We start from the raw sequence: 24,211 nt of genomic DNA, 5'->3' as shown, positions 1-24,211 counted from the left end.
CAGACTCGACATTCAGCCGCGTTTCTGACTCTATGCCAATCATGCCCCTCTACCTTCTACATGCCATGCTGGCGTTGTGCCTTTTCAGTAGTCTTTCCGACGCTGCTGAGCCACCACACATGCTTTTCCTCGAAGATGCCGGCCACGATGCCACGGCACCGAGCGGCACGCGGTCGGGTTATGCCATCATGCGCCGCGAGGACGGCAGTTTTTGCTTCTATAATCCCTACGCACCCAGCTCGGAGCCGTTGAGCCTGTCGGATGCGAAAGGCGTGAAGCACACGCTGCGGCCTGCGTTGCCTGAGAGCATCGCCAAATCGAAGCCACTGATCGAAAGCGGCATCCTCAACAATGCGCAGACCTTGCTCGCCGCCGATGGCACGGTGCGCAGTATTGTGGTGAAGTCGGAACGCCACAGCAAAGAGGACGCGGCACGCATCGGGCTGCCGCTCTATTTGGATGTGTGGTATCGGCAGGGAAATGCGATGGAGGTTTCAGCGCCGATACGCACCTGGCGTGGCTACAATGGCTCGCAGATGGAGTATCAGCGCCTCGCGAGCGGTCGCCTGCTCGTGCCGCATGGCAGCTATCGTCCTTTTGGAAAGGCCGTGCCGCCCACCGGGCGCCACGAGACGGTGATCGAGTACTCCGACGATGGCGGCGCGAGTTGGCAACTCAGTGCTTCAAAGCTCACCTCGCCCTGCTACGAAGGCTACAACGGCTCGAACGAAGGAGCCTGCGAGCCTTGTTTTGAGGAACGGCGCGATGGTTCGATCTGGATGCTGATGCGCACGCAGGCAGGTTGCCTTTATGAGTCGATTTCCAAGGACAACGGCATCACCTGGTCCGCCGCTGCTCCATCACGCTTCCGCACCTCGACCGGGCCTGCGAACCTGCTGCGGCATCGCGATGGGCGTCTCGTGTTGACCTGGAACAACTGCGAACTGCCGCCAAAGCACGATGGCGTGGGTGTGTATGGCGGACGCGATGCGCTGCACATTGCTATCTCATCCGATGAAGGCCGCACATGGCAGGGATTTATCGAAATCTATCTGGATCATCGTCGCAATGACAATCCCAATGCCTCCGGTGATCGCGGCACGGCCTATCCGCTCGCGGCTTTTACCGAGGAAGGTCAAATCGTCGTCCTCGCCGGTCAGGGCAAAGGCGGACGCAATCCCATCCTCGTTGATCCCGATTGGATCACCGCCACCAGTGCCGAGTGCGACTTCCACGACGGCCTCGCACAGTGGAGCGTGTATCAGCACATCGGCCCCGCGAAGCGCTGGTGGAGGGCGCGTCGCATCGGCTGCGAACTCATCGAAACACCCGGCGAAAAAGACACCCGCAGCCTGCATGTTCGCCATGCAGCATCTTCCGATGCCCCCAGCGAGCCCGACACCGCTTTGTGGAACTTCCCCAACGGCTGGCGCGGTGAACTCACCGCCCGCATCCGCCTTCCCGCAGGCTCGCAAGGCGCGACCATTTCGCTCAACGATCGCTTCTTTGATCCCTCGAATACACTCGGCGAAGACGCTGCGGTGTTTCAGGCTCGTGTGACTCCTGAGAACACCCAACCGGACACCTGGCACACGCTTTCTCTGCGCTGGGACCTCGGACGCGGCGAGTGCGAGTATCGCCTCGATGAGAAGCTCATCTCCAAACTCCCGCTGCATGCACGCACGCTCAATGGTGTGAGTTATGTTCGCATTCGCTCCGCTGCGAAAACACCCGATCCGCACGGGATCATCCTTCGTCATGTGAAGGCGCAAATCAGTGATCCAAGTGCTCCTGCCGTCACCGCAGAAGATGTCGCCAAGTGGCAGCAGGAGTATGTGGAGACAATCACCTCACGTTGGCAGAAGAAGTGAGCGACGTGCTCGCCTAACTACGGCCAAATGCACGTCACTTGCCCAGATCATTCGTGCGCACAGCGGTGAGCTTGGCGGTGACTTTGGCTTTCCATTCTTCGACGCGGGAGGCGTGATCCGGGAATGAGGCTAGGTTGGTGAGCTGACGTGGATCGGTTTTCATGTCGAAAAGTTCGATGCCCTTGGAGGCGTCCTCGTCGTATTGAATGAAGACCCAGCGATCATCGCGGAGCATGTAGCCCTTGCTCGTGCCAGCGACACTGAAGACGGTTTCGTGGACCTTCGCCTGCGGATCGTCGAGAATGGCGCTGATGTTCTTGCCTTGTAGTCGTGCAGGGATTTCGAGGCCGCAGAGGCTGGTCGTGGTGGGATAGAGATCGAGCAGCTCGACGAGAGAGTCGCTGACGCCGGGCTTCTTGCCTGGGACGCTGATGATGAGTGGCACGCGGACGGACTCGTCACGCAGGCTTACCTTGGCCCAGAAGTCATGCTCGCCGAGGTGGTAGCCGTGGTCGCTGGTGAAGATGATGATCGTGTTATCGGCCTGACCTGATTTTTCGAGAGCGTCGAGCACCTTGCCCACTTGCGCATCCATGTAGCTCACGCTGGCGTAGTAGCCGGAGACGGCCTTTTTCTGTCGCGTGACATCCATCTGCATGTTCACGCTGGTCTTGTAGTTGATGCCGGGCTTGGGGATGTCGTCCCAGTCACCCGCCACCTTCTCCGGCAGGGTCATCTGGTCCCAGGGATAGAGATCAAAATACTTCTTCGGAGCCACGAAGGGCACATGTGGTCTCACGAATCCGACAGCGAGGAAAAACGGCTGCTGCGCGTGCTTGTCGATGAGTTCACAGGCTTTTGTGGCGGTCTTGCCATCCGAGTGAACCATGTCATCACCATCCGCAGCCACGATGACGAAGGTATTGCCACCCATGACGGGTTTTTTGCCATCAGCGTTCCTTTCCAAAGTCTCACCGATGCCTGCTGCCTTCCACTCCGGACCTTGGCTGTTGAAGCGCTCCGTCCAGGACAGAGGATCGTCAGCACCATCACTGCCTTCCTCGATGCCGATGGGCACACCCATGTGGTAGATCTTGCTCACGCGGGCAGAGTAGTAACCCGCATTCTTGAAATGCTGGGGCCAGGTCGCTCGATCGCCGATGTTCGCACGGGGGCTGTTGTAGCCCTGCACGCCCGTCGCATGAGGATAATAACCTGTGAGGAACGAGGCCCGCGAAGGCCCACAATACGTGCCCTGGCAATGCGCCCGCGTGAACCTCATCCCGCGTGCAGCCAGACGGTCGATGTTCGGTGTCTTACAAACCCTGTTCCCATAACAACCAAGCGCCGTGGAGGTGAGATCGTCCGAGATGATGAAGAGCACGTTCGGTCTATGCGCCGCCACGAGCGGCGAGGCGCAGGCGATGAGGAAAAGCAGGAGGTGTTTCATGATGAGGTTTGGAAAGAAAAAGTGGAGCAGCGGTTTCAGCCCCACTTTGATGATCAGATAGACTTGGTCTAGTTGAGTGGCTCACTTCACCAGCGGCAGCGCATACCAGGCGCATTCGGCAAAGAAGAATGTGGACATGTGGACCTTGGAGTAATCGTAGTGAAGAAACGTGCTCTCGATGGCCTCGCGATTTCCGCTTTCTCCAGCCAGTGCGGCGAGGGCAGCAGCGGCGAGCGGGTTTTGCATGAGGCGCTGCTCGTAGGACTTGCGCTCGCCTCGGCGGGTCTTGTCAGAGATGCGTGAGAGGCGCTCAGCCTCGGCCTGTGTGGGCTGGGGGAACCAGGTGGTGAAGACGGAACGCCAGTCGGCGTGGCCAAAGACCTTGGTGTCCTTGTTGTCGAACTCGCGGTGGACTTCGAGTGCCTTGAGCGAGGCTTTAGCATTCGCATCGAGGCCGCTGCGGAATTGAGCGCGGATGGCGTCGTCTTTTTCCATGGCGACTAGGGCGGCCAGCGCAGCCTGGGAGCCGACGTAGATCCACTGCTGATGATCGTCGATGTGCGGGATGGCCTCATGGTCGCGGGCGTAGCCTTCGGCGCAAATCTGCACACGGGTCTCCTCGCTGCCAGTTGGCCGCTCGGCCCTGGCTTTTTCATAGCGAGCCTGCCAGACGCTGTCCTGAGTCACCTCGTGCATGACTTTGAGCAGATGCAGATAGCGCACGGCATCGCGGAACAGATGACCGCGATAGGAGCCACGGAAGCCGCCTTTGAAAGCACCGTCGGCTGGGCAGCGCCAGCCCGTGGTCTCCAGCACATCGGCCACCTCGCGCATCTTCGCGATGATCTCGCGGCGCTCTGCTGCGGTGGGAATATCGCTCATGCAGTAGGCGTGAAGTCCGAGGAACCAGGGATGCGTCTGGTCATCTGAGCCGAGTGGATAATGACAGCGTCCATCCGTGCCGATGCCGCGTGCGATGAAGCCAGGCACGTCGGAGACGGAGGCGCACTTGATGAGGCCCTGCGCCAGTCGCCGTGCCTTCGCACGATCCGCTTCATCACCGCTGCGGCGTGCTCGCTCGCAGGCTGCGGGCAGGTAGATGCCGGTGAACATGGGGCCATCCTCAATGGGGCTCCACCAGCCGATGGCATTGGGTTTCCCAAGCGAGCAATCCTCCGGCGTGGGCAAATCGCCGACGAAGTCGCGAATGATGCCATGCGAGTCCACTCGATCCGCCCACAGCTCACCATGAGCCTGCTGGATGGCGTCTGCCACGGTGGCGTGGAAGGGTGCCGCATCGCTGGCCAGCACCTGGGGAAGCTGTGCAAGGCAGAGGAGCGTGATCAAAAGGGAGCGTGAAGAAATCATGGGGTGAAAAGCTGATGCCGACGTGCCTTCCAATACGCGGCAAGATGGTAAACGAGGCCGCAACTCGCGTTGTGCGTGTAATCGAAGCTGCGGATGAGGTTTTGGAGTGAGTTGGTTTGTTCGGCAGTGAGTTTGGGCGATTCGATCATCATCAAAATGAGTGCTGATTCGCCTGCTTCACGAGTGAGATGCCAGATCTCGCGAAACGGGCCCCACTGCGGGTTGGGGTAGCCTTTTTGGTTCTTCCACTCCGACACCGTGCGCCAGTCGGGACCGAGCATGCGCATGTCTTCAGGGTTCCTTTTCGCGATTTGGGCCAAAACGCTCGTGAAGCGCTTCGCAGCCAGATCTCGGACGTGGAGCATGTGTGTGTGGATTTGCGCTTTGAGAGCTGAATCGGGCTCCAAGGCATGAAGAAGCTCCAGCGAGCACTGCATCTGCAGCAGCGCATAGGCCGGTTTGCTCTCGCCGGGGTTCGCAGACTGCGCGATGGCCTCGGCGGCATACTTTCGCCATTGCACGCGATAGCGCTCGTTCTTCGTCACATCCCACGCGGCGGCGTAGATCATGGGCAGACGTGCGGCTTCATGTGGCTGCACATTCCACATGCGACAGATGCCCAGCGGACAGCGCGTGCCATCGGCGCGGAGAAAATCGAAATCGTTTTCGGGCGTTACCGTTTCGATCATGCGCTCGGCTACATTAGCGAGAATGACACGGATTTGCTGCTTCGTGGCCTCATCCGGCAGCGGGCTATGATAATACTGCCACAGCCCATGCACGAAGTGCGTCACCTGATCGCGAGACGAATTGATGTAGGTGCTCGCAGCATCTTCCGGGCACACATTCCGCGCCACAAAGCCCTTCACGCCATGCACAGTGACACAGCGGTGAAGCCCCGCGAAGACGTTTGCGGCCTTTTCGCGCAACGACGCATCCTTCGTCACCTCAAAGCGATCACACAACACGCTCAACATGGCGCCACCGAGGATCGCGCCGTCTTCCATGCCCGTGCTGTAGCCGCAGGGGTTCGGATACTGCCGCTTCACCTCCGCCGCCGTCGGCAGATGCGCCTGCTCTTTGCCCTTCTCGTAACTGCTGAGGTAATCACCAAAGGTCTGCACCTGCGGCAGATAAAAACGGCTCCATACCATGTCCCAGGCATGCTCGATGTTCTGCGTGGTGGCATTCTGCGCGTGGCAGAGGGTAAAGGACCAAGCAAAAATGATGAGCCAGTATTTCATCGGAGTGTGTGCGTCTCTGTTAAACTAACTGGTCCATTCCCTCACATGCTAGGGCTGCAAAGCCTTCATCAGAGCATCTGCAATGGCCGCCATGCCTTTGTCGCCAGGGTGATTGGCCACACCGGCGTGCTTGAACTCGCGCTCGGCTTTGCCGTAGAGGCCTTTGTCAGCGCTCAAGACACTGATGTCGCAGAAGATGCCTCTCACCGACTCGCAGGCACCGCGCAGCGCCTCGTCCTTGGCCGCATTGGCCCAGAAGCAACTGCGCATGAGGATCACGGGCTTCCGGCTGCCTTGCAGAGATTTCAGCAGCGTGGTCACATCGGCCTGGAGCTGCGTCTTTTCCTCCGCCGTCTTCAGGGCGGGCACGTTTTCGCCGATGGCGAGCACGATGAGATCCGCCTGAAAGTCGATGGCCTCTTTCAGCTTCGCCTCAAAATCATAGCCCTGATGCGCCCGCTCGAAGTCGGCGATGTTTTTCACCAGAATCTCCGTCGCGGAGCCCTGCCTCTCACTGAGCGCTTTCGCGAAGACATGCACGTAGTCCTTCGCCTCCGCGCTCGCCGCCATGCCCCAGTTTCCCGACCAGTCGATGTCGGCCTTCGGTCCATGCTTGGTGATGCTGTTGCCGAGGAAGAGGACTTTCTTAAAACTGGTCTGAGCCAGCGTTTGGCTAACGAAACAGGCAAGGAGGAGAACAAGTAGGCGGGTCATAAGAGAATCGAATGATGGGAAAGAAATGCCTCAAAACGGCAGCGGCGTGTTCGGTGCCACGGCATCTTTCGGCCAAGGGTTGCTGGCATTGAAGACGAGCATCTCTTCCTCGGTTTCGACCTTGGCAAAGGTCTCATTAATCTGCTCTTCCTTGGCCCAGGCACGCAGGCTGTTGAGCCCGAGATGCCGGATGAAGAAAGGATAAGCCGCTAGACGCTTGCTCGGTCCATAGTCGTGGCCTTCCAGCGGGAAATGCGCGTTCACGACCTTGTCCGTGGCTCCGTAGAGGCTGTAGATGTGCTGGATGTAGCGAAACTCCACGTCCGGTGTGTTCTTGGTGTAGTCGGCTCCGTTTGAAAGGATGAGCTGGGGTCGTGGCGCGGTCATCGCGGCGATTTCGGCGTTGTTGGTCTTGTGGTTCGGCCCCCAATGGATCGGCATTCCGCTTTCACACGGGCAGCCGCCAAAGAAATGTGCGGACACCTGGCAGCTCGGCACCGCCACCGCGATGCGTTCATCCAGAGCGGCGGTGAGGAAGGTCTGCGTGGCACCACCGGAGTTGCCGGTCATGCCGATGCGCTTGGGATCGACTCCTTCGATGGATGAAACGAAATCGAGAGCGCGAATGCAGTTCCACATCACCAAGCGCTGGATCTCCGGCACTTTGCCATGGTCCCAGCCCGCCTTTTTCGAGTCGCCATAGCCCACCATGTCATAGTGGAAAACCACCGCCCCCATTCGGGCCAGCACCGCGCAGCGAGTCTGCCGCGACGGCAGGAAGCGACCGCCATGCCCATGCGCGGACACGATGCCCGCATACGGCGGTTTCATATCGAGAGGCCGATACAGCGTGCCAGTGACATAGAAACCGTGCCAACTTCGGATATGCACGCTCTCTGCGGTGTAGCCTTCATAGGTCCGCTTGTTGGTGAAGACCGGATCAAGCGACGGCTTCTCCGGTGGATTCGCCAGCCGCGCCCCTTCGAGGATGCCCTGGCGGATCGCCGCCTTCCGCTTCTCCCAGCTCGCCAGATCCGGCGTAGCCTTTTTGAAGGCCTCCAGCTCCGCGATGGCCTCCTCCGGTGTTTGCGCATTCCCCATCCGCAGATGCCAGCCCTCAGGCAATGCCTTCGGCGTTTCCGCCCCGAGGAGTGACTGGCCCCACAAGCCACTCAGCAACGCGGTGCCTGACTGCGTGATAAAAGAACGCCGGCTGCGGGATGTCGGGGAAAGAGTTGGATGCATCAAAAGCGAGGGTTGGTGTGGATGATGGATGCTTGGCGAAGTTGAGTGCGCTGGGTTTCTACGGGCCGCACGGCCTAGTTCTATGGGCGAATTGGGTTGAGAAACTGGAGCAGTTTGCCTTCGCACAAGCGCTGATCGTTGCAGTGCATCCTGCTCCAGGACACGAGACCTACTGCAAGTTGTCCAGCACAGAATCGAATCTCCATCCGTGGAAACCTATCTGTCCAGAGATCAAGTAGTCTGGTACAACGACCTTCAGCACGTCAGCCCCATGCGTCATTGCATCTTCCATCATGCATTCCTCTTCGGCTGTCCGCTGATCAAACCAAGCGGGCGAGTATGCAGTGTTCTCACAACCTTTCACCACAAGTCCGAACAGTAGATCTTCAACACTCTGACCTCCTCTAATCGCAGATTGAAGTGTGGAAATAAAGTGACGGCACACATTGTCACTGGCTATATGCCATGCAAAAAGAAATGCCCAGCCCGCATCTGTGGGGGCAAACGAGAAAGTTAACAAGGCGCGACGTGTCGCTCGGTCCGCCAAATTCTGAATGGGTTCCCCGTTGAAGCCCCAGTCAGGGTAAATTTGACCGGAAAAAACAGCCGTGGGAGGCTGCGACTCTTCAAACATGACATACCGGATGTCGTCGAATTTCCCCTGTCGATATGACACATCGTAGTTTGCCTGTTCGCTCTTCAGTCCTGCAAGACCCAGTTGGTTCCCCTCTTTGCAGCCTTCGAGAAGATCTCTAGTAGCACTTGTCCCGCCAAAGACCTTGAGCTGCTGATCGAGGGTCTCGACCACACACTCTTTAGCGAAGCGTTCTTTGAGAATGCATCGATAAGCGTAAAGGAACACCTGTTCGTCAGTGGGCTTTAGTTTCTCCAAATCAATTGGACGAAAGATGAGGCTGTCATGGTGGTGACATAGGCCCCGAAAGACCGACATGGCATTGATGTGAGTTTTAGTCAGCGTGAGCCTGCCCTTGCTTCTTTTTATATCGGAAAATTTGGACGAGGTCGAATATACGTAGCCGTCACGAGCGATCATCGACAGAGCCCCGTTCTTCTGAATAGAGTGAGCGTCGATAACCTCACTGCACTTGTCAGTGGTTTGGTAAAATAAACATCGTCCTTGAGACCGAGCAGCGTGTTGTGCTCGAATGAAATCATGCAGATCAAACTCCTTGTGTCGTTTCTGTCGTATCGGCTCTGCCGTTTGAAGGTCCTCGGCTGGCGTATGTGCAACTGTAAACACAGCGATTCCGTGCTCTTGAGCTTCAAGAAAAGCTTTTTCGCCCAGATCTCGTTCACGAAAGTCTTCCAAACGCACTGGGATGGGCTCAGTCTCGAGTGCTTTGATAGCCCATCCACTCTGTTTAATCCGATAGGTTGCTTTCACCAAGGCCGAGATAGGGTCGTCTTCGACAACCCAGCAATGAGCCTGACCACCTACGATTCTGCTATCAACCAAGCCTTCGTCGCTTGGAGCGACTCCGAAAGATAAAAAGAAGGTTGTTGGCATTTGGGGATGTGGGCTGACTGGAGACAGAATCGAAGGAGTTTGCAATTTAGCCGATTCTTTAGCCGATTTTGACCGATTCCAGCTGGCAGAGCAATCGAGGAGGCTTTGTTGTTGATCCAAGGGCTACAGAACATCGAGCGCCTTGCTTCGCCTGTGCGGCACCGCCCACATCTACAAACGAACCGGGTCGAGCTGGTCCAGCCCGAGTTCAGCGATCTCGATGGGTGGTGGCTGCGGAACGGCGATTTCTGCGGTGATGTTCAATGTCCTGCCATACACCTGCTCGAAGAGGTCGAGGACGTTCAACTTGAACGAATTCAGCGTTCCATCGAGCGGAGTGCGCAAGTGGGCCTCACAGTTTTGGAGTTCGGCCACCATTTGTTCCGCGCTGGGATTCCCGTCGAGCATCTGACGGACCTTGCGGAAGGCACGCAAGTCTTTGGCCACCAGTCCAGACTGCCCTTCCACCCGCGAGCGGTGGAGCTTGGCCAGAAGAATGTCCATGAGATGAGGGATCACGATCTGGAGTCCATGCCGGGTCTCCACACGCGCACGCTGCAAGTAGTGCGGTGATGGGATGAAAAGAGACGGCGGGCAAACCTGGACATGATAGCGCCCGCGTTCGGATGAGGGCGTGTGGGCCAGGTTCCTCAGCGCCTGCACCTCCGTGAAGACCATCACATCGACATCCGCGCTCGCAAACTCGGCATCCAGACAGAGCTGAATGGGAGCCGAGCCAAAAACCGTCAGCGGTGAGCGGTAGTTGGGAAGCTGGTTGGAGACTTGTGCAAAGAACTCATCCAGCACACGGCCAGCGAGCGTGTTCCACCGGGGATTCGGAGTCTCAAACATGCTGGTTCCTCCGATCCAGCCAGTTCATCGCCTGCCGCACCAGCCTTGGCTCGACCATGCCATGAGCGGCGAGCGTTTTTGCCAAAGCACACCACTTGGCCCGCTGCCGAAGGCGACGGCTGACCAGCACACGCGCCACCATCCGCGCGAGCTGGTAGGGAGCCACCACACTGTCGGATACCTCCGTCTCCCTGAGCAAATGCAGGGCCAGCGGACTTTCAGAGGGAAGATGGTCAGCAGGTGAGTTCATGGCGGTGGTCGGCCTGAATCACCCAAGGCGAAGAAAAGCAAAAAACCAGCCCAAATTGGTGATCGCCTCGGGCCTCCGCACAGAAACCCCGACAAAAAGCCCGAAGCCGCAGGGTATTACCCCCATGCGCTTCTTTGTCCTCTCACTGCTCATCGTCTCCTCTGCCGCCATCGCTTCTGCCTCGGAGCTTCATGTGGGGGCGGCTACGGTGGACATCACGCCTGATCGGCCGGTGGCGCTGGATGGGCAGATGCATGTGCGCATCTCGGAGAAGCCGGAGACACAGATCTATGCGACCGCGCTGGCCTTGGAATCGCGTGAGGGCGACAAGGTGCTGGATCAGGCCATCATGGTCTCCTGTGACATCGTGGGCATCCGCACTGGGCTCATCGACCTGGTGCGCGAGAAGGCGAAGGACAAGCTGCCCGGATTTGATCTGAACAAGCTCGTCCTCAATGCCACGCACACGCACACCGCGCCGGTGACGATGAAGGGGGATCGTTACGCTTTGATCGGCAAGAAGGTGATGATGCCGATGGAATACACCGAGTTCATGGTGGAGCGCATCGTGGAGGCGATGGTGCAGAGCTGGAGCAACCGCAAGCCATCGAAAGCAGGCTGGGGCCAAGGACAGGCGGTGATCGCGCAGAATCGTCGTGCGACTTACGCGGATGGAACGGCCAAGATGTATGGTGCCACCAATGTGCCGGAGTTTCGCGGCATCGAAGGGTATGAGGATCACAATCTCGATGTGCTGTTCTTTTGGGACATGAATGACACGCTCATTGCCACGGCGGTGAATGTTCCGTGCCCCTCGCAGGAGGTCGAGGGCCTCAAAGTGATCCACGCCGACTTCTGGGACCCGGTGCGCCGCCAGTTGCGCGAACGACATGGCAAGGACCTGCACATTCTCGCCTGGACCGGAGCCGGTGGCGATCAGGTGCCGCGGCCGATGTATGGCAAAGCAGCGGACGAGCGCATGCGTCGTCTGCGTGGGCTCACACGGCTGGAGGAAGTCGCCCGTCGTGTCGTGCGTGGCTGGGAGGAGGCGTATGAAGGGGCCAAACTGGAGCCTGTGAGTGGTGCGGTGCTTCAGCACCACGCGAAGAAGATCGATCTACCTTGGCGGAAGGTCACCGAGAAGGAGCTGGCCGATGCGCAGAAGGCTGTCGCTCAATACAAAGACGATCCGAAGGAGCAGTGGAAGTATCTTTGGAACCAAAGTGTGGTGGATCGCTACGATGCTGAGAAAGCTGGCACTGTCGGTGTCTTCCAAATGGAACTGCATGCCCTGCGCCTCGGCGATGTGGCCATCGCCACGAATGAGTTTGAGCTCTACACCGACTACGGCGTGCAGATGAAGGCCCGCAGCCCGGCGGTGCAGACCTTTCTCATCCAGCTCACCGGCTCCGGCGGCTATCTCCCGACACCTCGCGCCGTGGCCGGAGGCAGCTACAGCGCCATCATCCAAAGCAGCCGCGTCGGCCCTGAAGGCGGCCAGGTGCTGGTGGATGAGACCGTGAAGGCCTTCAACGAGCTGTGGCCTGCACCAAAAAACACCGAGACCACGAAATGAAATCGCCAAACCATCACATCACCCGACGACAACTCCTCGGCACCGCGATCTCGGGCGCTGCCGTGCTGATGAATGAAAAACGACTGCTAGCCGCAGATGCTGATCCGCGAGTGCGCGGACCGTTTCCGATTCTCTCGACGCCGTTCACGGAGACGGGCGCGGTGGACTTTGAGGTGCTGGCGAATGAGGCGCGGTTTGTCGATTGGGGCGGCTGTCCCGGCATGATCTGGCCGCAATCGGGCGACAGCGTGGATCTGCTGACGATGGAGGAAAAGTTGCACGGCATGGAGGTGCTGGCGGAGGCTTCTCGCAGCTTCAAAACATCGGCGCTGTGCCTCGGCGTGCAGGGCAAGGACACGGCGGAGATGCTCGTGTATGCGCGACATGCCGAAAAGCTCGCGCCTACTGCCATCATCTCGCGTCCACCGGACTCGGGCCGCACGGAGGACGATCTGCGGCAGTATTGGCGTGAACTCGCGAAGGTGGCGAAGCGTCCGGTTATCTTCCAAACGACCGGCGGCGTGGCTTACAAAGGTCCGGTGCCGTCCGTGAAGCTCATGATCGAGCTGGCGAAGGAGTTCCCGCACTTCGGCTACATCAAAGAAGAAGCCGCGCCGATCATCGCCCGCACCAAGGAACTGTGCGCGGCGAAGCCGGTCATTCGCCGCGTCTTCAGTGCGCGTGGTGCTCATGGGTGGCTCTACGAGTCCCATCTCGGCACCGAGGGGCTCATCACCGAGCGTGCCGTGTATGCGGATGTGCTCGCGAAGCTCTGGCAGCTCATGGACAGCGGCAAAGACCCCGACACCGTGCGCGACATCCACGCGAAGCTCATACTTCTCTTCAATCTCGGCCAGCACCTCCCCGGCGGCGACCTGCGTGGCTTCCAGCTACACCTGTGGAAAAAGCGCGGCGTCTTCAAAAACATGATCTCACGCCAATACGGCCCGAATCGCAGCATCCCCGACAAACCCATCTTCTCCGAGCTCGCGCTCACGACCGATGAGCTCGCTGAGATCGACTTTCGCTTTGAAGCGCTAAGGCCGTATTTGAAGGCGGAGCGGAGGTAGCTGCTGTCACTTTTCCCTAAGATGTCATGGCGGCAGGCGTGCGAAGCATGAGATTTGGTAACATCAAAGCCCCTTCTGCTTGCGGAACAGGGAAGCTTGGCGGCGGGAAATTTCGATTTTGTCACCGGAGACGAGGGTGACTTGGAGGCCGCCGCTGAACCATTCGGAGACATCGGTGATGGCTCGGGTGTTGATGAGTTGGGCGCGGTTGGCGCGGAAAAAAATGGGGTGGCTCAATCGCTGCTCCAAGGCGGCTAAGGAGCGCGGCAGCAGGACTTTTCCGCCCTCAAAGAAGACGTGGGTGGAGTTGCCCTCGGACTGGAGCAGGTAGATCGAGCGCACAGGCACGAACCATGTTCGTTGCTCGCCTTTGAGCAGCACGCGGTCGGTTTCGCGGAGGGGCGTTTCGTCCTGCGTGCCTGTGTCGGATGGCGGTGTGTCGTGCAGTCGTTGAATGGTTGCGGCTAGGCGTTGGGGATCGACGGGCTTCAAGAGATAGTCCACGGCGTTGACCTCAAAGGCACGCAAGGCGTGGGCATCGTAGGCGGTGCAGAAGATGATCTGCGGGGAGTGTTCGCCCATGGCATTGACGAACTCGAAGCCGTCCATTTCGGGCATCTGGATGTCGAGAAAGAGCACGTCCGGTTTCAGCGATGGCAGCAAGCTGAGCGCGGCATGACCGCTGTCGGCCTCACCGACGATTTCGATCTCGGGATGCGCTTCCAGGAGGCGGCGCATCTCGCGTCGGGCCATGCGTTCGTCGTCGATGATGAGGGCTTTCATGGGTTCTGCGGGAGGATGACGGTTGCCTCGACTCCGTTAGCGGTTTGTTGGATGGTCATCGTTGCCTTTTCACCAAACAACAGTGCGAGCCGTTCCTGCGTATGCGCCAAACCGATGCCGCCTTTCTGCTGCCAGTCGGCGGTGAGTGTCCCTGAGTTTTCTACACGGAGGTACAGGCTGCCATTCTCTAGCTGAGCCGTATAGCGGAGGTGGCCAGGGCCGAGTTTGGCAGCTACACCGTGCTTCACGGCGTTCTCCACCAGGGTGACGAGCAGCAGCGGTGGCACGAGTGCTCTTTCGCAGCCTTCGCCCACCGTACGCTGCACATGTAGGCGATCTCCGTAGCGGATCAGTTCGAGGTCGAGCAGGGCATTCACCGCAGTGAGTTCGTCGCGTAGAGGGATCAGCTTTTGATCGCTGGAGGACAGGGAAGCCCGCAGCACGAGGGACAGTTGCGTCACAGCATCACGCGCCTGCTTGGGGCTTTCCTCAATGAGGGCGCGGACGGTATTGAGGGAATTGAAAAGGAAGTGTGGATTGAGCTGCGTGGCGATGGTTTGCAGACGCGCCTCTTTGATGGCGGAATCACTGCGCAGCGTGGTGATTTCCATTTGGTGCAGGCGTGTGAATGCGTGGCAGGCATAATAAAGCGCCGCCCACATGCCGAGTAAGAAGAACGTGATGATGCTGGTGGAAAACACTTCCATCAGCAGCCCGGTGCCCACTATCCGCAACCCAAAGCCGGGACCAGCGGAGAAAGCTGTAATGCTGTGGATCAACAAAGATATCGTCAGCGCGAGCATCATGCAGGCAACCATCACCACGGGCAGCAGGCGCCTGAGCGGCGACAGATCCCAGCGGCGCCGCAAGGTCAGAACATGCAGTAAATGTGTGGCGAGGATGCCGCAGATAGTCATCACCGCGTTGTGCATCCACATCACGGGTTGGAGTGAGGCGAACGCCTTCTTGATCGCCCCTTCCGACTCCTGCGGCATCTCATCAAAGGAGATGGAGGGCGGCCCTGAGAGGACCGTGACTGTCACGGTGAGCACGAACAATGCCCAGAAGCCCGCCTGCATGAGACGGTAGCCACGCCCGGCAAAGGGAGGGGTGCTATCAGCAGCTTTTTGGGCATCTTTCATCCACACAAGCTTGGGACAACGCTGTGAATTGTCAGCCAGGAAATGACAGACTGCCTGCTGGCATGATGAACGGCAGCAGAAGCCGATGAACGGTGATCGCCGCTCATCCGCCGCCAATACCGTTGATCACGGTGATCCATCCGCCGATCCCTATATCAGCGCGAGATGCGGGGAAGGAGTGAAAATGAAGCATGTCCCCCATAAAGCAGTTTCACTCATCGCCCATGACTAGGCGTGCGGCGCTGGCCCTTCTTGGCTGCCAGGTGCTGATCGGCTGCACGTTCATCCCAAAGTTGAACCTACCCGACGCACCCGTGAGTCCACGTTATCCTGGTAGCGGCAAAACGAGCGCGGCCAGCAGCGAGATCGCATGGCGGAAGGTGTTCAATGATGCTCGTCTAGTCCGGCTCATTGACATCGCGCTGGCAAACAATCGCGACCTGCGCATTGCCATGCTGCGAGTGGAGGAAGCTCGGGCGCAGTATCGCATCGAGCGCTCGGCGTTGCTGCCAAGCGTCTCGCAAAGCAGTGATTTCAGCCGGTCGCATCAGTCCGGGATGACGAGCAATCAATGGCAGCTCAATCTCGGCACCTCCTCGTATGAGCTTGATTTGTTTGGCCACATCCGCAGCCTGAGCGCGAAAGCACTGGAGCAATACTTTGCCAAAACCGAGGCCCAGCGTGCCGCGCAAGTGACGCTCGTGGCCGAGCTGGCCACGCAATACTACACGATGCAGCAGTTTGAGGAACTCATCGCCAACACGAAGCTCACGCTGGCAGCGGTCGAGGAAAGCTATCAACTGAATGACAACATCTTCAAAGCAGGCGGACTGCTGGAGCTTGATCTCCGCTCTGCCGAAACCCAGGTGCTCACTGCCAAGGCGAACTTGATTGCTTATCAGCGTCAGCGAGACCAGGCGGAGAACGGCCTCGTGCTCATGCTCGGCCAGCCGCTGCCGACCAACTTGCCTGCGGGCAAATCGTTGGCCGATGCACCCGTGAAAGCCGTATCCGCAGGCGTGCCGTCCGAGTTGCTCCAGGGCCGCCCGGATATTCAGGAGGCGGAGCGCACCTTACGTGCAGCGAATGCAGACATCGGAGCCGCACGAGCCGCGTTCTTCCCCAGCATCAAACTCACGGCTCAGGAAGGCACCGTCAGCACGGAGCTGACCAGCCTGTTCAGCAAAGGCACGGCTGCATGGAGCTTTGCACCGCAGATCACGCTGCCCATTTTCACTGGCGGACGCAATCGCGCCAATCTCGATGCCGCAAGAATCCGCACCCGTATTGAGATCGCAAACTATGAAAAAGCCATCCAGAGCGCCTTCCGCGAAGTGGCGGATGCACTGGCCGCGCAACGTGCGGCAAAGGAGCGAATCAGCACCTTGCAGGCGCTCGTGGCAGCCCAGCAGCGGCGCTATGATCTCGCCGCAGCGCGAGATCAGCGTGGCGTATCGAGCTATCTGAACGTCGTCACCGCGCAGCAGGACCTTTTCTCCGCACAGCAAAATCTCATCTCGGCCCGCTACGATGCCGTGACCGCCCGCATCAAACTTTATCAAGCCGTCGGAGGAGGTTGGAAATGAAAACACGCATCTTCGTTTTGTTGTCACTTGTTCTTCTATCAGCCTGCAAGCCTCCGGGAGCAGGCGTGGCACGCTTTGAAACATCACCTGTCACACGCGGCAATCTGCGTGCTGTGGTCACTGCCAGTGGCACGCTGGGTGCCGTGGTAAGCGTGGACGTGGGCTGCCAAGTCTCCGGGCGCATCATGAAGCTTAATGCCGACTTCAATACCCTCGTGAAGCGTGGTGATCTCATCGCGGAGTTGGATACCTCCATCTATTCTTCCAAGGTGAAAGCCGCTGAAGGCGAACTCGCCAGTGCTGGTGCCAGTGTGACGCTGAAGAAGCAAAACCTGGATCGCAAAAAATCCCTTCTTCCACTGCGAGCTGCCACTGAGCTGGATGTAGAGCAAGCCGTGGCTGAGCTGACGCAGGCTGAGGCCACCGTGACCATCAAAGAAGCGGCTCTCGATCAGGCAAAGACGGACCTCGGCTTCTGTCGCATCACCGCCCCCGTCGATGGCATCGTGGTTTCCAGGAAAGTCGATGTGGGTCAGACAGTCGTCGCAGCGATGAGCACGCCCGTTCTTTTCACCATCGCCCAGGACATCAAAAAGATGCGGATCACCGCCACGGTCTCCGAGGCCGACATCGGCGGTGTAAAGAAGGGAAACCAGGTGAACTTCACCGTGGATGCCTTCCCGGATGATGTCTTCGGCGGTGAGGTCGTGCAGGTGCGTATCGCGCCCACGACCACTGAAAACGTGGTGACGTATGAGACGCTCATCGACGTGGAGAACCCCGAGCAGCGACTCTTTCCCGGCATGACGGCGGATGTCTCCATCCTCACCGCTGAGCGAAACGACGTGCTCAAGGTGCCGAACACCGCCCTGCGTTTCACCCCGCCGGATGGCAGCAAGATGACCGGCACCACGAATGCCAAGCTGCAACGCAAACAGCAGCTTGTTTATGTATTGGAAGGCACAGGCAAAGAGCAAACGCTGCGTGCCGTCATTGTCACCACCGGCATCACCGACAATTCAGAGACGGAGATTCTCGACGGACTTGATGCCTCAGCGCTTGTTGTGACGGCAACGCTTGGCGGCACCAAAGAGGCTGCGGGCGGACCACCGCCATCCATCTAAGTCATGAACACGAGCGTCATCGAGCTGAACAACCTCCAGAAAATCTACCGCGCTGGCGATGTCGAAGTGCGTGCGGTGAACGGCGTGAGTCTGCGCATCGAGCGCGGGGACTTCGTCGCCATCATGGGCTCCAGCGGCTCCGGGAAATCCACGCTGATGAACATGCTGGGCTGCCTCGATCAACCCACCGACGGCCAATATCTCCTCGATGGCATGGATGTGGCCCGCCTTGGACGATCCGAGCTTTCACGTCTGCGGAATCTGAAGATCGGATTCGTTTTCCAGAGCTTCAATCTGCTCTCTCGCACCTCCGCGTGTGAGAACGTGGAGCTTCCCCTCTTTTACACCAGCCCCCATGTGCCGCTGCGTGACCGTCGTCAGCGGGCGATCGAGGCATTGCAAAAAGTAGGTCTGGGTGAACGCCTCAACAATCATCCCAATCAGCTCTCTGGCGGCCAGCAGCAGCGTGTGGCCATCGCCCGGGCCCTGGTCAACAAGCCCGAACTTGTGCTGGCGGACGAACCCACCGGCAATCTCGACACCCGCACCAGCATCGAGGTCATGGGCTTGTTTCAAGCGCTCAACGATGCCGGGATCACCGTGATCATGGTGACGCATGAGCTGGACATCGCTGCCTACTGCAAACGCATCATCGTCATGCGCGATGGCAAGATCATCCGTGATGAAGTCAATGAATCGCGCCTCTTTGCCAATGATCAACGGGCAGTGCTCGATGCCTCAGAACAACACGCCAGCCTCTCTTGATCATCATGATTCAAGCACTCACCTCTCCGCTGTTTAGTGTGGGCCTCACGGCCATGATCGCCTTCCGTGCCCTGCGCCGAAACAAGCTCCGCAGCACCCTCACAGCGCTGGGCATCATCATCGGCGTGGCATCCGTCGTCTCCATCATGGCGCTGGGACGCGGCACACAGCAGCGCATTCAAGACCAAGTGTCATCCCTCGGATCGAATCTGCTCATCGTCTTCTCCAAAAGCCGCCGCACCAATGCCGCCGCCGCTGGCAGCAGCCAATCCAGCAACCTCACGTTGGCGGATGTAGAAGCCATCCGTCGAGAAATCAGCAGTGTGAAGGCCCTGAGCCCCGAGGTCACGCTCACTGCGCAGGCTGTCGCCAACGGGCGCAACTGGAGCACCACCATCGCTGGTGAATCACCCGACTATTTGCACATCCGCGACTGGCCGCTCGCACGCGGCAGCATGTTCACCGAGCGCGAACTACGCACCTCTGCCCGCGTGGCGGTGATTGGTTCGCGCACATCGCGCGAGCTGTTCGGCCCACTCGATCCCGTGGGCCAGACCGTGCGCATCAAGAACATGCCCTTCACCATCATTGGCCAGCTTGAAAGCAAAGGCGCAGGCATGGGCGGAGCCGATCAGGATGACCGCATCGTCATTCCCTACACCACTGCCATGCGACGACTCACGGGTGAAAAATATCCGCGCCTCGTGACCCTGCAAATCAGCAGCGACGATCTCATGAGCGCCGCCCAGGAGCAGATCACCGCGCTGCTCCGCCAGCGTCACCGTCTCACCGAAGGACGGAAAAACGACTTCGACATCGTGAACCAGAAAGAGATCGCCGACACCGTGAACAGCATCACCACCACGCTCACCTATCTGCTCGGCGGCATAGCTGGATTGTCACTGCTCGTCGGTGGCATCGGCATCATGAACATCATGCTCGTCAGCGTCACCGAGCGCACCCGGGAGATCGGCACCCGCATCGCCGTGGGCGCACAGCCACGCGACATTTTGCTCCAGTTCCTCATCGAGTCCATCACCCTCTGCCTGCTCGGTGGAGCCATCGGCATCGCCCTCGGTTACGGCGTCAGCGCCGCCGCCACCATGATCCCGAACTTCCACCCCTCCGTCTCCTCCGGCAGCATCGTTGTTGCCTTTGGCATCAGTTTCGTCGTTGGCGTTTTCTTCGGCTTCTACCCAGCCCGCAAAGCTGCGAACATGAATCCGATAGCAGCACTGCGGTTTGAATAAAACCGTGAAAGTACCATCGACTGGACATCGAACTAATTCACGAGCGGCTTCTCCGGCATCGTCACCGCATCGACATCAGCGAGCCGCACTTTGAGCAGCTCGACGCTTTGTTTGCCGCCGGCGAAGGCAATGTAGAGGCTGTCGCCGTGCTCGATGACGTGCGGGTAGTCGATGTGACGGCCGCCGACGAGGTAGAGCATCTTCTTGAAGACGAGGCCGTCGTCGCTGATGGAGAGGGTGAGTGGATCGCGCTTCTTCGGGTTGGGATTTGAGATGAGGACGTAGCGGCCATCGCGGAGGCGCAGGCCGCTGATTTTCGAGGTGGCGTCGGGGAAATTGGTTTTCTCTGGCGTGCTCCAGGTGCGGCCGTCATCGGTGGATAGAGCACGATACAGGAAGCCGCTGCGGCGATTGTCGCGAAAGACGGCGGCGAGGGTGTTGTCGGGCAAGATCCACCAGTCGGGCTCCTCGGCCTTCAATTCGGCGGCGCTGCCGAGCACGGGGTAGGAGCGCCAGTCGCTGAGTGATTTCACGCCACCGACGAGGAAGTGCACGCCGCTCGTTTTGTAGTCATGCGGGCGGCGTGACATCATCCAGTCGCCCGTGCGCAGCTTCAGAGGAGGGAAGTTGTTGATGGTGTCGTCGAAGACGACGCCTGCATCTTGCCATGAGCCATCGCTTTGAAGGCGAAAGGCATGAAGTTCGAGGCTGGGGCCGAAAAAGCCTGCGGCTTCATCCAGCGAGGCGAGTGCGAGCAATTCGCCATCACGTTTCCAAAAACCACGCGAGATCCAGCGCATGCCTTTGTCCGTGCGGGTGCCGTAGTGCGGTGAATCAGGGCCGGAGCCCGGCGGGATGGGCGTGAGATACTGCGACGTGCTCCATTTCAGGCCATCGGGACTGGTGGAGAACTTCACTCGCTGGCCGACGCGATCCTCGATGCCGGGTCCATCACTCCACATGGCCCAAAAGCGGCCGTCGTGGTGCACGAGGTAGTTGTGCTGGTTTACGCCCTTGGTCGCACGCACGTCGTTGATGACGATGTGCTCGCTCTGCACGCGGGGTAGCGAGGCAAAGTCGAGTCGGTGCGTGTCCTCTGGCACCCACGGGCCAGAGAGCATCAGCGGTGCAGCGGCGGCGGAGCTGCATAGGAGTGAAAAAAGAAGCGAGGCTCTCATGCGGCGAGAGATGGGTGAGGTGGGCATCATCCCCAGTGCTGGGCGATTTTCTTTTTCAGGAAATCGACGCTGCGGGCGAGTTGGGCCATGCCATCGACGCCGTCTTCGATGCTGATCCAGCCGTCGAAGCCTTTGCTGCGTAGCTCGGTGAAGATGGCGTCGTAGTCGTTGAGCCCTTTGCCGATTTCGCCGTGGCGGAGGCGCTTGGCGTAGCCTTGGGCACCGCCTTCTTCGCGGCGGAGGTCTTCGAGTGTGCCCTCAGCGAGGTAGCGATCACTGGCGTGCATGGTGACGACGCGGTGGGAGACACGCTTCAGCAGCTCGATGGGGTCTTCACCAGCGAGGTAGGTGTTTGAGGGGTCGTAGTTCACGCCAAAGTGCGGATGATTCACGGCATCGACGAGCTTGCAGAAGATGTCCATCTTCTGGGCGAACTCGGGATACTCCCAGAAGTCGTCTTTATAATGATTTTCGATGATGAGGGTGATGCCGCGCTCCTGCGCATAGGGTAGGCAGGCATGGATGGAGTCTGCGGCGAGGCGCACGCCTTCGTCGATGCTGAGCTGGGGGCGCTTCTGACCACTGAGGACGCGGCAGTAGCTACCGCCGAGTGCGTGGGTCATGTCGATCCAGCGTTTTTGCTTGGCGATTTCGCGTTCGCGGAAGGCTGCATCTGGATGGGTGAAGTCCGGCGAGCAGCACATCATGGGGATGACTTTGCCCGTGTCCTCGACCTCTTTGCGAAAGCGCGGCCAGTTGCGCTCATCGGCCATTTCGAGGAAGCCTGCGTACCATTCCAGGCCCTGCACATCGAGCGTGGAGGCGAGATTGATCCATTCGGAGACGGTCATGCTGCCGTCTTTGCAGAGGGCGACCATGAAGGCTTTTGGGAAGGCGGCTAGGCGTGGCATGGGAAGAGGTAGTTTTGTGAGGTGCGGAGTTAAAAGCGCAGGTTCTATGGGACGTCACGATAAAGTGTGTGTGAATGAGGGTGGAGCGGCGTCTTGGAGTGACGGAAACTTTTTCTTCACGGAATGACTTGGACTCAAAATTACGACCCGCTCGGCAATCTGCTCTTTTCGTCGCTCGTGGCGGCGGTGCCGGTGGTGACGCTGCTGGGGCTGCTGGCTTTCTGGCATGTGCGGGCACAGATCGCAGCGGCGGCGGGACTGCTGGTGGCGCTGGGGATCGCGGTTTTTGTGTATGGCATGCCTGTGGCACTGGCGGGCACGGCGGCGGGATTTGGCGCGGTGTTCGGGCTGTTTCCGATCGGCTGGATCGTGCTGAATGCGATGTTTGTGTACAATCTAAGTGTGGAGACGGGACAGTTTACGGTGTTGCAGCGGCAGATCGCGAGTGTGTCGTCGGATCGGCGGATTCAGGCACTGTTGATCGCGTTTAGTTTTGGGGCGTTTATCGAGGGTGCGGCGGGTTTTGGTGCTCCGGTGGCCATTACGGGTGCTTTGATGATCGGTTTGGGCTTCAAGCCGCTGGAGGCAGCCAAACTGGCGCTGATCGGAAATACGGCTCCGGTGGCTTTTGGATCGCTGGGGACGCCATTGACGACTTTGGCCGATATTACCGGCCTGGACCTGCTGGAGCTGAGTGCGATGGTGGGACGCCAACTGCCACTTTTCTCACTGATCGTGCCTTTTTGGCTGGTGGCGGCGCAGGTGGGCTGGCGTGGCATGCTGGGTGTGTGGCCGGCGTGTCTGGTGACGGGTGCGAGCTTCGGGGGGATGCAGTTTGTGATGAGCAACTACCACGGTCCATGGTTGGTCGATATCGCGAGCGCGGTGGTGGCGATGGTGGTGCTGGTGCTCTTTATGAAAGTGTGGAGGCCTGCCGCTGCGGCGGCGGCGGCGGAAAAAACGCCTGGAGCATGGAAGGCGTGGCTGCCGTGGATTTTCCTCACGGGTTTTGTTTTCACCTGGGGGATGCCTGCGGTGAAAAATGGGCTGAATGGTGTTTTTAATACCGAGATCGAGGTGCCGCTGCTGCACAAGGCGGTGGAGAAGGTGCCACCCGTCGTTCTGCATGCAGAGGTGGAGAAGGCCGTGTTTAAACTCAATGCGCTGAGTGCCACTGGGACGGCGGCACTGCTGGCGGGTATGCTAGCGGGTCTCTGCCTGGGGCTGAGGCCGCTGCGAGTGCTGAAAATCTATGGTGCGACGATGTGGCGGCTGCGTGTGTCTTTGCTGACGATCTCGCTGATGCTGGCACTGGGCTATGTGACGCGATACAGCGGCACGGATACGACGATGGGGCTGATGATGGCGGGGACGGGCTGGTTGTTCCCCTTTTTCAGCCCGATCATCGGCTGGCTGGGTGTGGCGCTGACGGGCAGCGATACGTCCGCGAATGTGCTGTTTGGGAATCTCCAGCAGGTCACAGCGAACCAATTGCAACTCTCGCCGATCCACATGGCGGCATCGAATAGCAGCGGCGGGGTGATGGGGAAAATGATCGACGCCCAAAGCATCGTGGTGGCGAGTGTGGCGACGGGTGGCCATGCGGATAGCCCAGATGCGGGCACGGTGCTGCGCAGTGTCTTCTGGCATAGCATCGCCCTAGCGCTGCTGATGGGCGTGGTGGTGATGGTGCAGGCGTATGTGCTGCCGTGGATGGTTGTGAGGTGAGGTTCTCGGTTCGCTGTTCGCTGTTCCCGGTTCGCGGTTCGCGGTTCGCGGTTCGCGGTTGCACAAGTCGTGGGGGGGACTGAGCACTCAGCACTGAGCACTTTGGCGAGAAGCTCTCGAAAACAGCGTGAGGTGAGAATGGCGAACTACGCTCGCTTCTCCAAGCGCACGGAGCCCTCTGCCACCTTGACGACGCGGTAGAAGCAACTGGGGCGCTTGGTGTGGCAGCAGCCGCCGCCGTGCTGCTTCACGCGGAGGATGAGCGCATCCTGGTCACAGTCGGTGCGGATTTCGACGATCTCCTGGAACTCGCCGCTGGTGGCACCTTTATGCCAAATGGTCTTCCGACTGCGGCTGTAGTACACGGCTTGGCCGAGCTCGAGGGTCATGCGCAGCGTCTCTGCATTCATGTAGGCGAGCATGAGGGGCTCGTTCGTCTCGGCGTCGATGGCCATGGCGGCGATGAGGCCGTGCTCATCGAATTTGGGCGCGAAGAGCAGGCCCTCTTCGATGGCTTCTTTGGAGTCGCGTGGGGCGAAAGTGATCTGGGCGGACATGGTGGTAGGCTCTTCCTTT

At 59.3% G+C, this 24,211-nt stretch carries 21 protein-coding genes; 8 read left to right on the top strand and 13 right to left on the bottom strand.

Annotated features, from left to right (window positions below):
* Nucleotides 1-41: 41 nt before the first annotated feature.
* Nucleotides 42-1,871, top strand: coding sequence for an exo-alpha-sialidase (locus IPK32_19905; GenBank protein MBK8094162.1), 1,830 nt, complete (start codon nucleotides 42-44; stop codon nucleotides 1,869-1,871).
* Between the two features lie 34 nt (nucleotides 1,872-1,905).
* Here IPK32_19905 and IPK32_19900 read toward each other — a convergent pair whose 3' ends face one another.
* From IPK32_19900 to IPK32_19865, 8 genes are all read right to left on the bottom strand, one after another.
* Nucleotides 1,906-3,321, bottom strand: a complete 1,416-nt coding sequence (locus tag IPK32_19900) for a sulfatase (protein ID MBK8094161.1) — start codon at nucleotides 3,319-3,321, stop codon at nucleotides 1,906-1,908.
* A gap of 81 nt (nucleotides 3,322-3,402) precedes the next feature.
* On the bottom strand, nucleotides 3,403-4,689 hold the full coding sequence (locus tag IPK32_19895; protein MBK8094160.1) for a hypothetical protein: 1,287 nt from the start codon (nucleotides 4,687-4,689) through the stop codon (nucleotides 3,403-3,405).
* A complete protein-coding gene (locus IPK32_19890) occupies nucleotides 4,686-5,813 on the bottom strand; it encodes a hypothetical protein (protein MBK8094159.1) in 1,128 nt (375 codons plus the stop codon). Before IPK32_19890 ends, IPK32_19895 begins: the two co-directional genes overlap by 4 nt.
* Nucleotides 5,814-5,981: 168 nt before the next feature.
* On the bottom strand, nucleotides 5,982-6,647 hold the full coding sequence (locus IPK32_19885) for an SGNH/GDSL hydrolase family protein (GenBank protein MBK8094158.1): 666 nt from the start codon (nucleotides 6,645-6,647) through the stop codon (nucleotides 5,982-5,984).
* 30 nt (nucleotides 6,648-6,677) lie between these two features.
* Nucleotides 6,678-7,892, bottom strand: coding sequence for an acetylxylan esterase (locus IPK32_19880; protein MBK8094157.1), 1,215 nt, complete (start codon nucleotides 7,890-7,892; stop codon nucleotides 6,678-6,680).
* Between the two features lie 169 nt (nucleotides 7,893-8,061).
* Nucleotides 8,062-9,540 carry a hypothetical protein gene (locus tag IPK32_19875; GenBank protein ID MBK8094156.1) on the bottom strand — a complete coding sequence of 493 codons (1,479 nt, stop codon included), beginning with the start codon at nucleotides 9,538-9,540 and terminating at the stop codon, nucleotides 8,062-8,064.
* 51 nt (nucleotides 9,541-9,591) lie between these two features.
* The gene (locus IPK32_19870) at nucleotides 9,592-10,272 is read right to left on the bottom strand and encodes a hypothetical protein (protein ID MBK8094155.1); all 681 of its coding nucleotides are present in this window, start codon (nucleotides 10,270-10,272) and stop codon (nucleotides 9,592-9,594) included.
* Nucleotides 10,265-10,522 carry a hypothetical protein gene (locus IPK32_19865; protein ID MBK8094154.1) on the bottom strand — a complete coding sequence of 86 codons (258 nt, stop codon included), beginning with the start codon at nucleotides 10,520-10,522 and terminating at the stop codon, nucleotides 10,265-10,267. The genes IPK32_19870 and IPK32_19865 overlap by 8 nt, the downstream gene beginning before the upstream one ends.
* A 124-nt stretch (nucleotides 10,523-10,646) precedes the next feature.
* Here IPK32_19865 and IPK32_19860 point away from each other — a divergent pair, with 124 nt between their 5' ends.
* Entirely contained in the window at nucleotides 10,647-12,098 is a 1,452-nt protein-coding gene (locus IPK32_19860) for a hypothetical protein (protein MBK8094153.1), read from the top strand.
* Complete coding sequence (locus tag IPK32_19855) at nucleotides 12,095-13,168, top strand: hypothetical protein (GenBank protein MBK8094152.1); 1,074 nt, start codon at nucleotides 12,095-12,097, stop codon at nucleotides 13,166-13,168. Before IPK32_19860 ends, IPK32_19855 begins: the two co-directional genes overlap by 4 nt.
* Nucleotides 13,169-13,231: 63 nt before the next feature.
* Here IPK32_19855 and IPK32_19850 read toward each other — a convergent pair whose 3' ends face one another.
* Nucleotides 13,232-13,951 (bottom strand): response regulator, encoded by a 720-nt coding sequence (locus tag IPK32_19850; GenBank protein ID MBK8094151.1) that lies wholly within the window; start codon nucleotides 13,949-13,951, stop codon nucleotides 13,232-13,234.
* A complete protein-coding gene (locus IPK32_19845) occupies nucleotides 13,948-15,093 on the bottom strand; it encodes a histidine kinase (protein MBK8094150.1) in 1,146 nt (381 codons plus the stop codon). The genes IPK32_19850 and IPK32_19845 overlap by 4 nt, the downstream gene beginning before the upstream one ends.
* A 224-nt stretch (nucleotides 15,094-15,317) precedes the next feature.
* Between IPK32_19845 and IPK32_19840 the strand changes: the two genes are divergently transcribed.
* From IPK32_19840 to IPK32_19825, 4 genes are read left to right on the top strand one after another with little or no spacing between them, the layout of a single operon-like run.
* Nucleotides 15,318-16,679, top strand: coding sequence for an efflux transporter outer membrane subunit (locus tag IPK32_19840; protein ID MBK8094149.1), 1,362 nt, complete (start codon nucleotides 15,318-15,320; stop codon nucleotides 16,677-16,679).
* Complete coding sequence (locus tag IPK32_19835; GenBank protein ID MBK8094148.1) at nucleotides 16,676-17,803, top strand: efflux RND transporter periplasmic adaptor subunit; 1,128 nt, start codon at nucleotides 16,676-16,678, stop codon at nucleotides 17,801-17,803. The genes IPK32_19840 and IPK32_19835 overlap by 4 nt, the downstream gene beginning before the upstream one ends.
* Nucleotides 17,804-17,806: 3 nt before the next feature.
* Nucleotides 17,807-18,568, top strand: a complete 762-nt coding sequence (locus tag IPK32_19830; protein MBK8094147.1) for an ABC transporter ATP-binding protein — start codon at nucleotides 17,807-17,809, stop codon at nucleotides 18,566-18,568.
* Nucleotides 18,569-18,573: 5 nt separating this feature from the next.
* Entirely contained in the window at nucleotides 18,574-19,818 is a 1,245-nt protein-coding gene (locus IPK32_19825; GenBank protein MBK8094146.1) for an ABC transporter permease, read from the top strand.
* Nucleotides 19,819-19,850: 32 nt separating this feature from the next.
* On the opposite strand, the gene IPK32_19820 is transcribed toward IPK32_19825, so the two are convergent.
* A complete protein-coding gene (locus tag IPK32_19820) occupies nucleotides 19,851-21,026 on the bottom strand; it encodes an exo-alpha-sialidase (protein MBK8094145.1) in 1,176 nt (391 codons plus the stop codon).
* A complete protein-coding gene (locus tag IPK32_19815; GenBank protein ID MBK8094144.1) occupies nucleotides 21,023-21,907 on the bottom strand; it encodes a TIM barrel protein in 885 nt (294 codons plus the stop codon). The genes IPK32_19820 and IPK32_19815 overlap by 4 nt, the downstream gene beginning before the upstream one ends.
* Before the next feature lie 123 nt (nucleotides 21,908-22,030).
* Between IPK32_19815 and IPK32_19810 the strand changes: the two genes are divergently transcribed.
* Nucleotides 22,031-23,635 carry an L-lactate permease gene (locus IPK32_19810; protein MBK8094143.1) on the top strand — a complete coding sequence of 535 codons (1,605 nt, stop codon included), beginning with the start codon at nucleotides 22,031-22,033 and terminating at the stop codon, nucleotides 23,633-23,635.
* A 146-nt stretch (nucleotides 23,636-23,781) separates the two neighbouring features.
* On the opposite strand, the gene hisI is transcribed toward IPK32_19810, so the two are convergent.
* Entirely contained in the window at nucleotides 23,782-24,192 is a 411-nt protein-coding gene (hisI, locus tag IPK32_19805; GenBank protein ID MBK8094142.1) for a phosphoribosyl-AMP cyclohydrolase, read from the bottom strand.
* Between the last annotated feature and the right edge of the window lie 19 nt (nucleotides 24,193-24,211).

This window comes from Verrucomicrobiaceae bacterium, from assembly GCA_016713035.1.
In the GTDB taxonomy this organism is placed as follows: Bacteria; Verrucomicrobiota; Verrucomicrobiia; order Verrucomicrobiales; family Verrucomicrobiaceae; genus Prosthecobacter.
The sequence above is the reverse complement of the archived record's forward strand: the minus strand, read 5'-3'. Positions and strand labels throughout refer to the sequence as shown.

Excerpts from the sequence above, each read along its gene's own strand:
- IPK32_19905 (MBK8094162.1), top strand. The coding sequence starts at position 42 with ATGCCCCTCTACCTTCTACATGCCATGCTGGCGTTGTGCCTTTTCAGT.
- IPK32_19900 (MBK8094161.1), bottom strand. The coding sequence starts at position 3,321 with ATGAAACACCTCCTGCTTTTCCTCATCGCCTGCGCCTCGCCGCTCGTG.
- IPK32_19895 (MBK8094160.1), bottom strand. The coding sequence starts at position 4,689 with ATGATTTCTTCACGCTCCCTTTTGATCACGCTCCTCTGCCTTGCACAG.
- IPK32_19885 (MBK8094158.1), bottom strand. The coding sequence starts at position 6,647 with ATGACCCGCCTACTTGTTCTCCTCCTTGCCTGTTTCGTTAGCCAAACG.
- IPK32_19880 (MBK8094157.1), bottom strand. The coding sequence starts at position 7,892 with ATGCATCCAACTCTTTCCCCGACATCCCGCAGCCGGCGTTCTTTTATC.
- IPK32_19870 (MBK8094155.1), bottom strand. The coding sequence starts at position 10,272 with ATGTTTGAGACTCCGAATCCCCGGTGGAACACGCTCGCTGGCCGTGTG.
- IPK32_19865 (MBK8094154.1), bottom strand. The coding sequence starts at position 10,522 with ATGAACTCACCTGCTGACCATCTTCCCTCTGAAAGTCCGCTGGCCCTG.
- IPK32_19860 (MBK8094153.1), top strand. The coding sequence starts at position 10,647 with ATGCGCTTCTTTGTCCTCTCACTGCTCATCGTCTCCTCTGCCGCCATC.
- IPK32_19855 (MBK8094152.1), top strand. The coding sequence starts at position 12,095 with ATGAAATCGCCAAACCATCACATCACCCGACGACAACTCCTCGGCACC.
- IPK32_19850 (MBK8094151.1), bottom strand. The coding sequence starts at position 13,951 with ATGAAAGCCCTCATCATCGACGACGAACGCATGGCCCGACGCGAGATG.
- IPK32_19845 (MBK8094150.1), bottom strand. The coding sequence starts at position 15,093 with ATGAAAGATGCCCAAAAAGCTGCTGATAGCACCCCTCCCTTTGCCGGG.
- IPK32_19840 (MBK8094149.1), top strand. The coding sequence starts at position 15,318 with ATGACTAGGCGTGCGGCGCTGGCCCTTCTTGGCTGCCAGGTGCTGATC.
- IPK32_19835 (MBK8094148.1), top strand. The coding sequence starts at position 16,676 with ATGAAAACACGCATCTTCGTTTTGTTGTCACTTGTTCTTCTATCAGCC.
- IPK32_19830 (MBK8094147.1), top strand. The coding sequence starts at position 17,807 with ATGAACACGAGCGTCATCGAGCTGAACAACCTCCAGAAAATCTACCGC.
- IPK32_19825 (MBK8094146.1), top strand. The coding sequence starts at position 18,574 with ATGATTCAAGCACTCACCTCTCCGCTGTTTAGTGTGGGCCTCACGGCC.
- IPK32_19820 (MBK8094145.1), bottom strand. The coding sequence starts at position 21,026 with ATGATGCCCACCTCACCCATCTCTCGCCGCATGAGAGCCTCGCTTCTT.
- IPK32_19815 (MBK8094144.1), bottom strand. The coding sequence starts at position 21,907 with ATGCCACGCCTAGCCGCCTTCCCAAAAGCCTTCATGGTCGCCCTCTGC.
- IPK32_19810 (MBK8094143.1), top strand. The coding sequence starts at position 22,031 with ATGACTTGGACTCAAAATTACGACCCGCTCGGCAATCTGCTCTTTTCG.
- hisI (MBK8094142.1), bottom strand. The coding sequence starts at position 24,192 with ATGTCCGCCCAGATCACTTTCGCCCCACGCGACTCCAAAGAAGCCATC.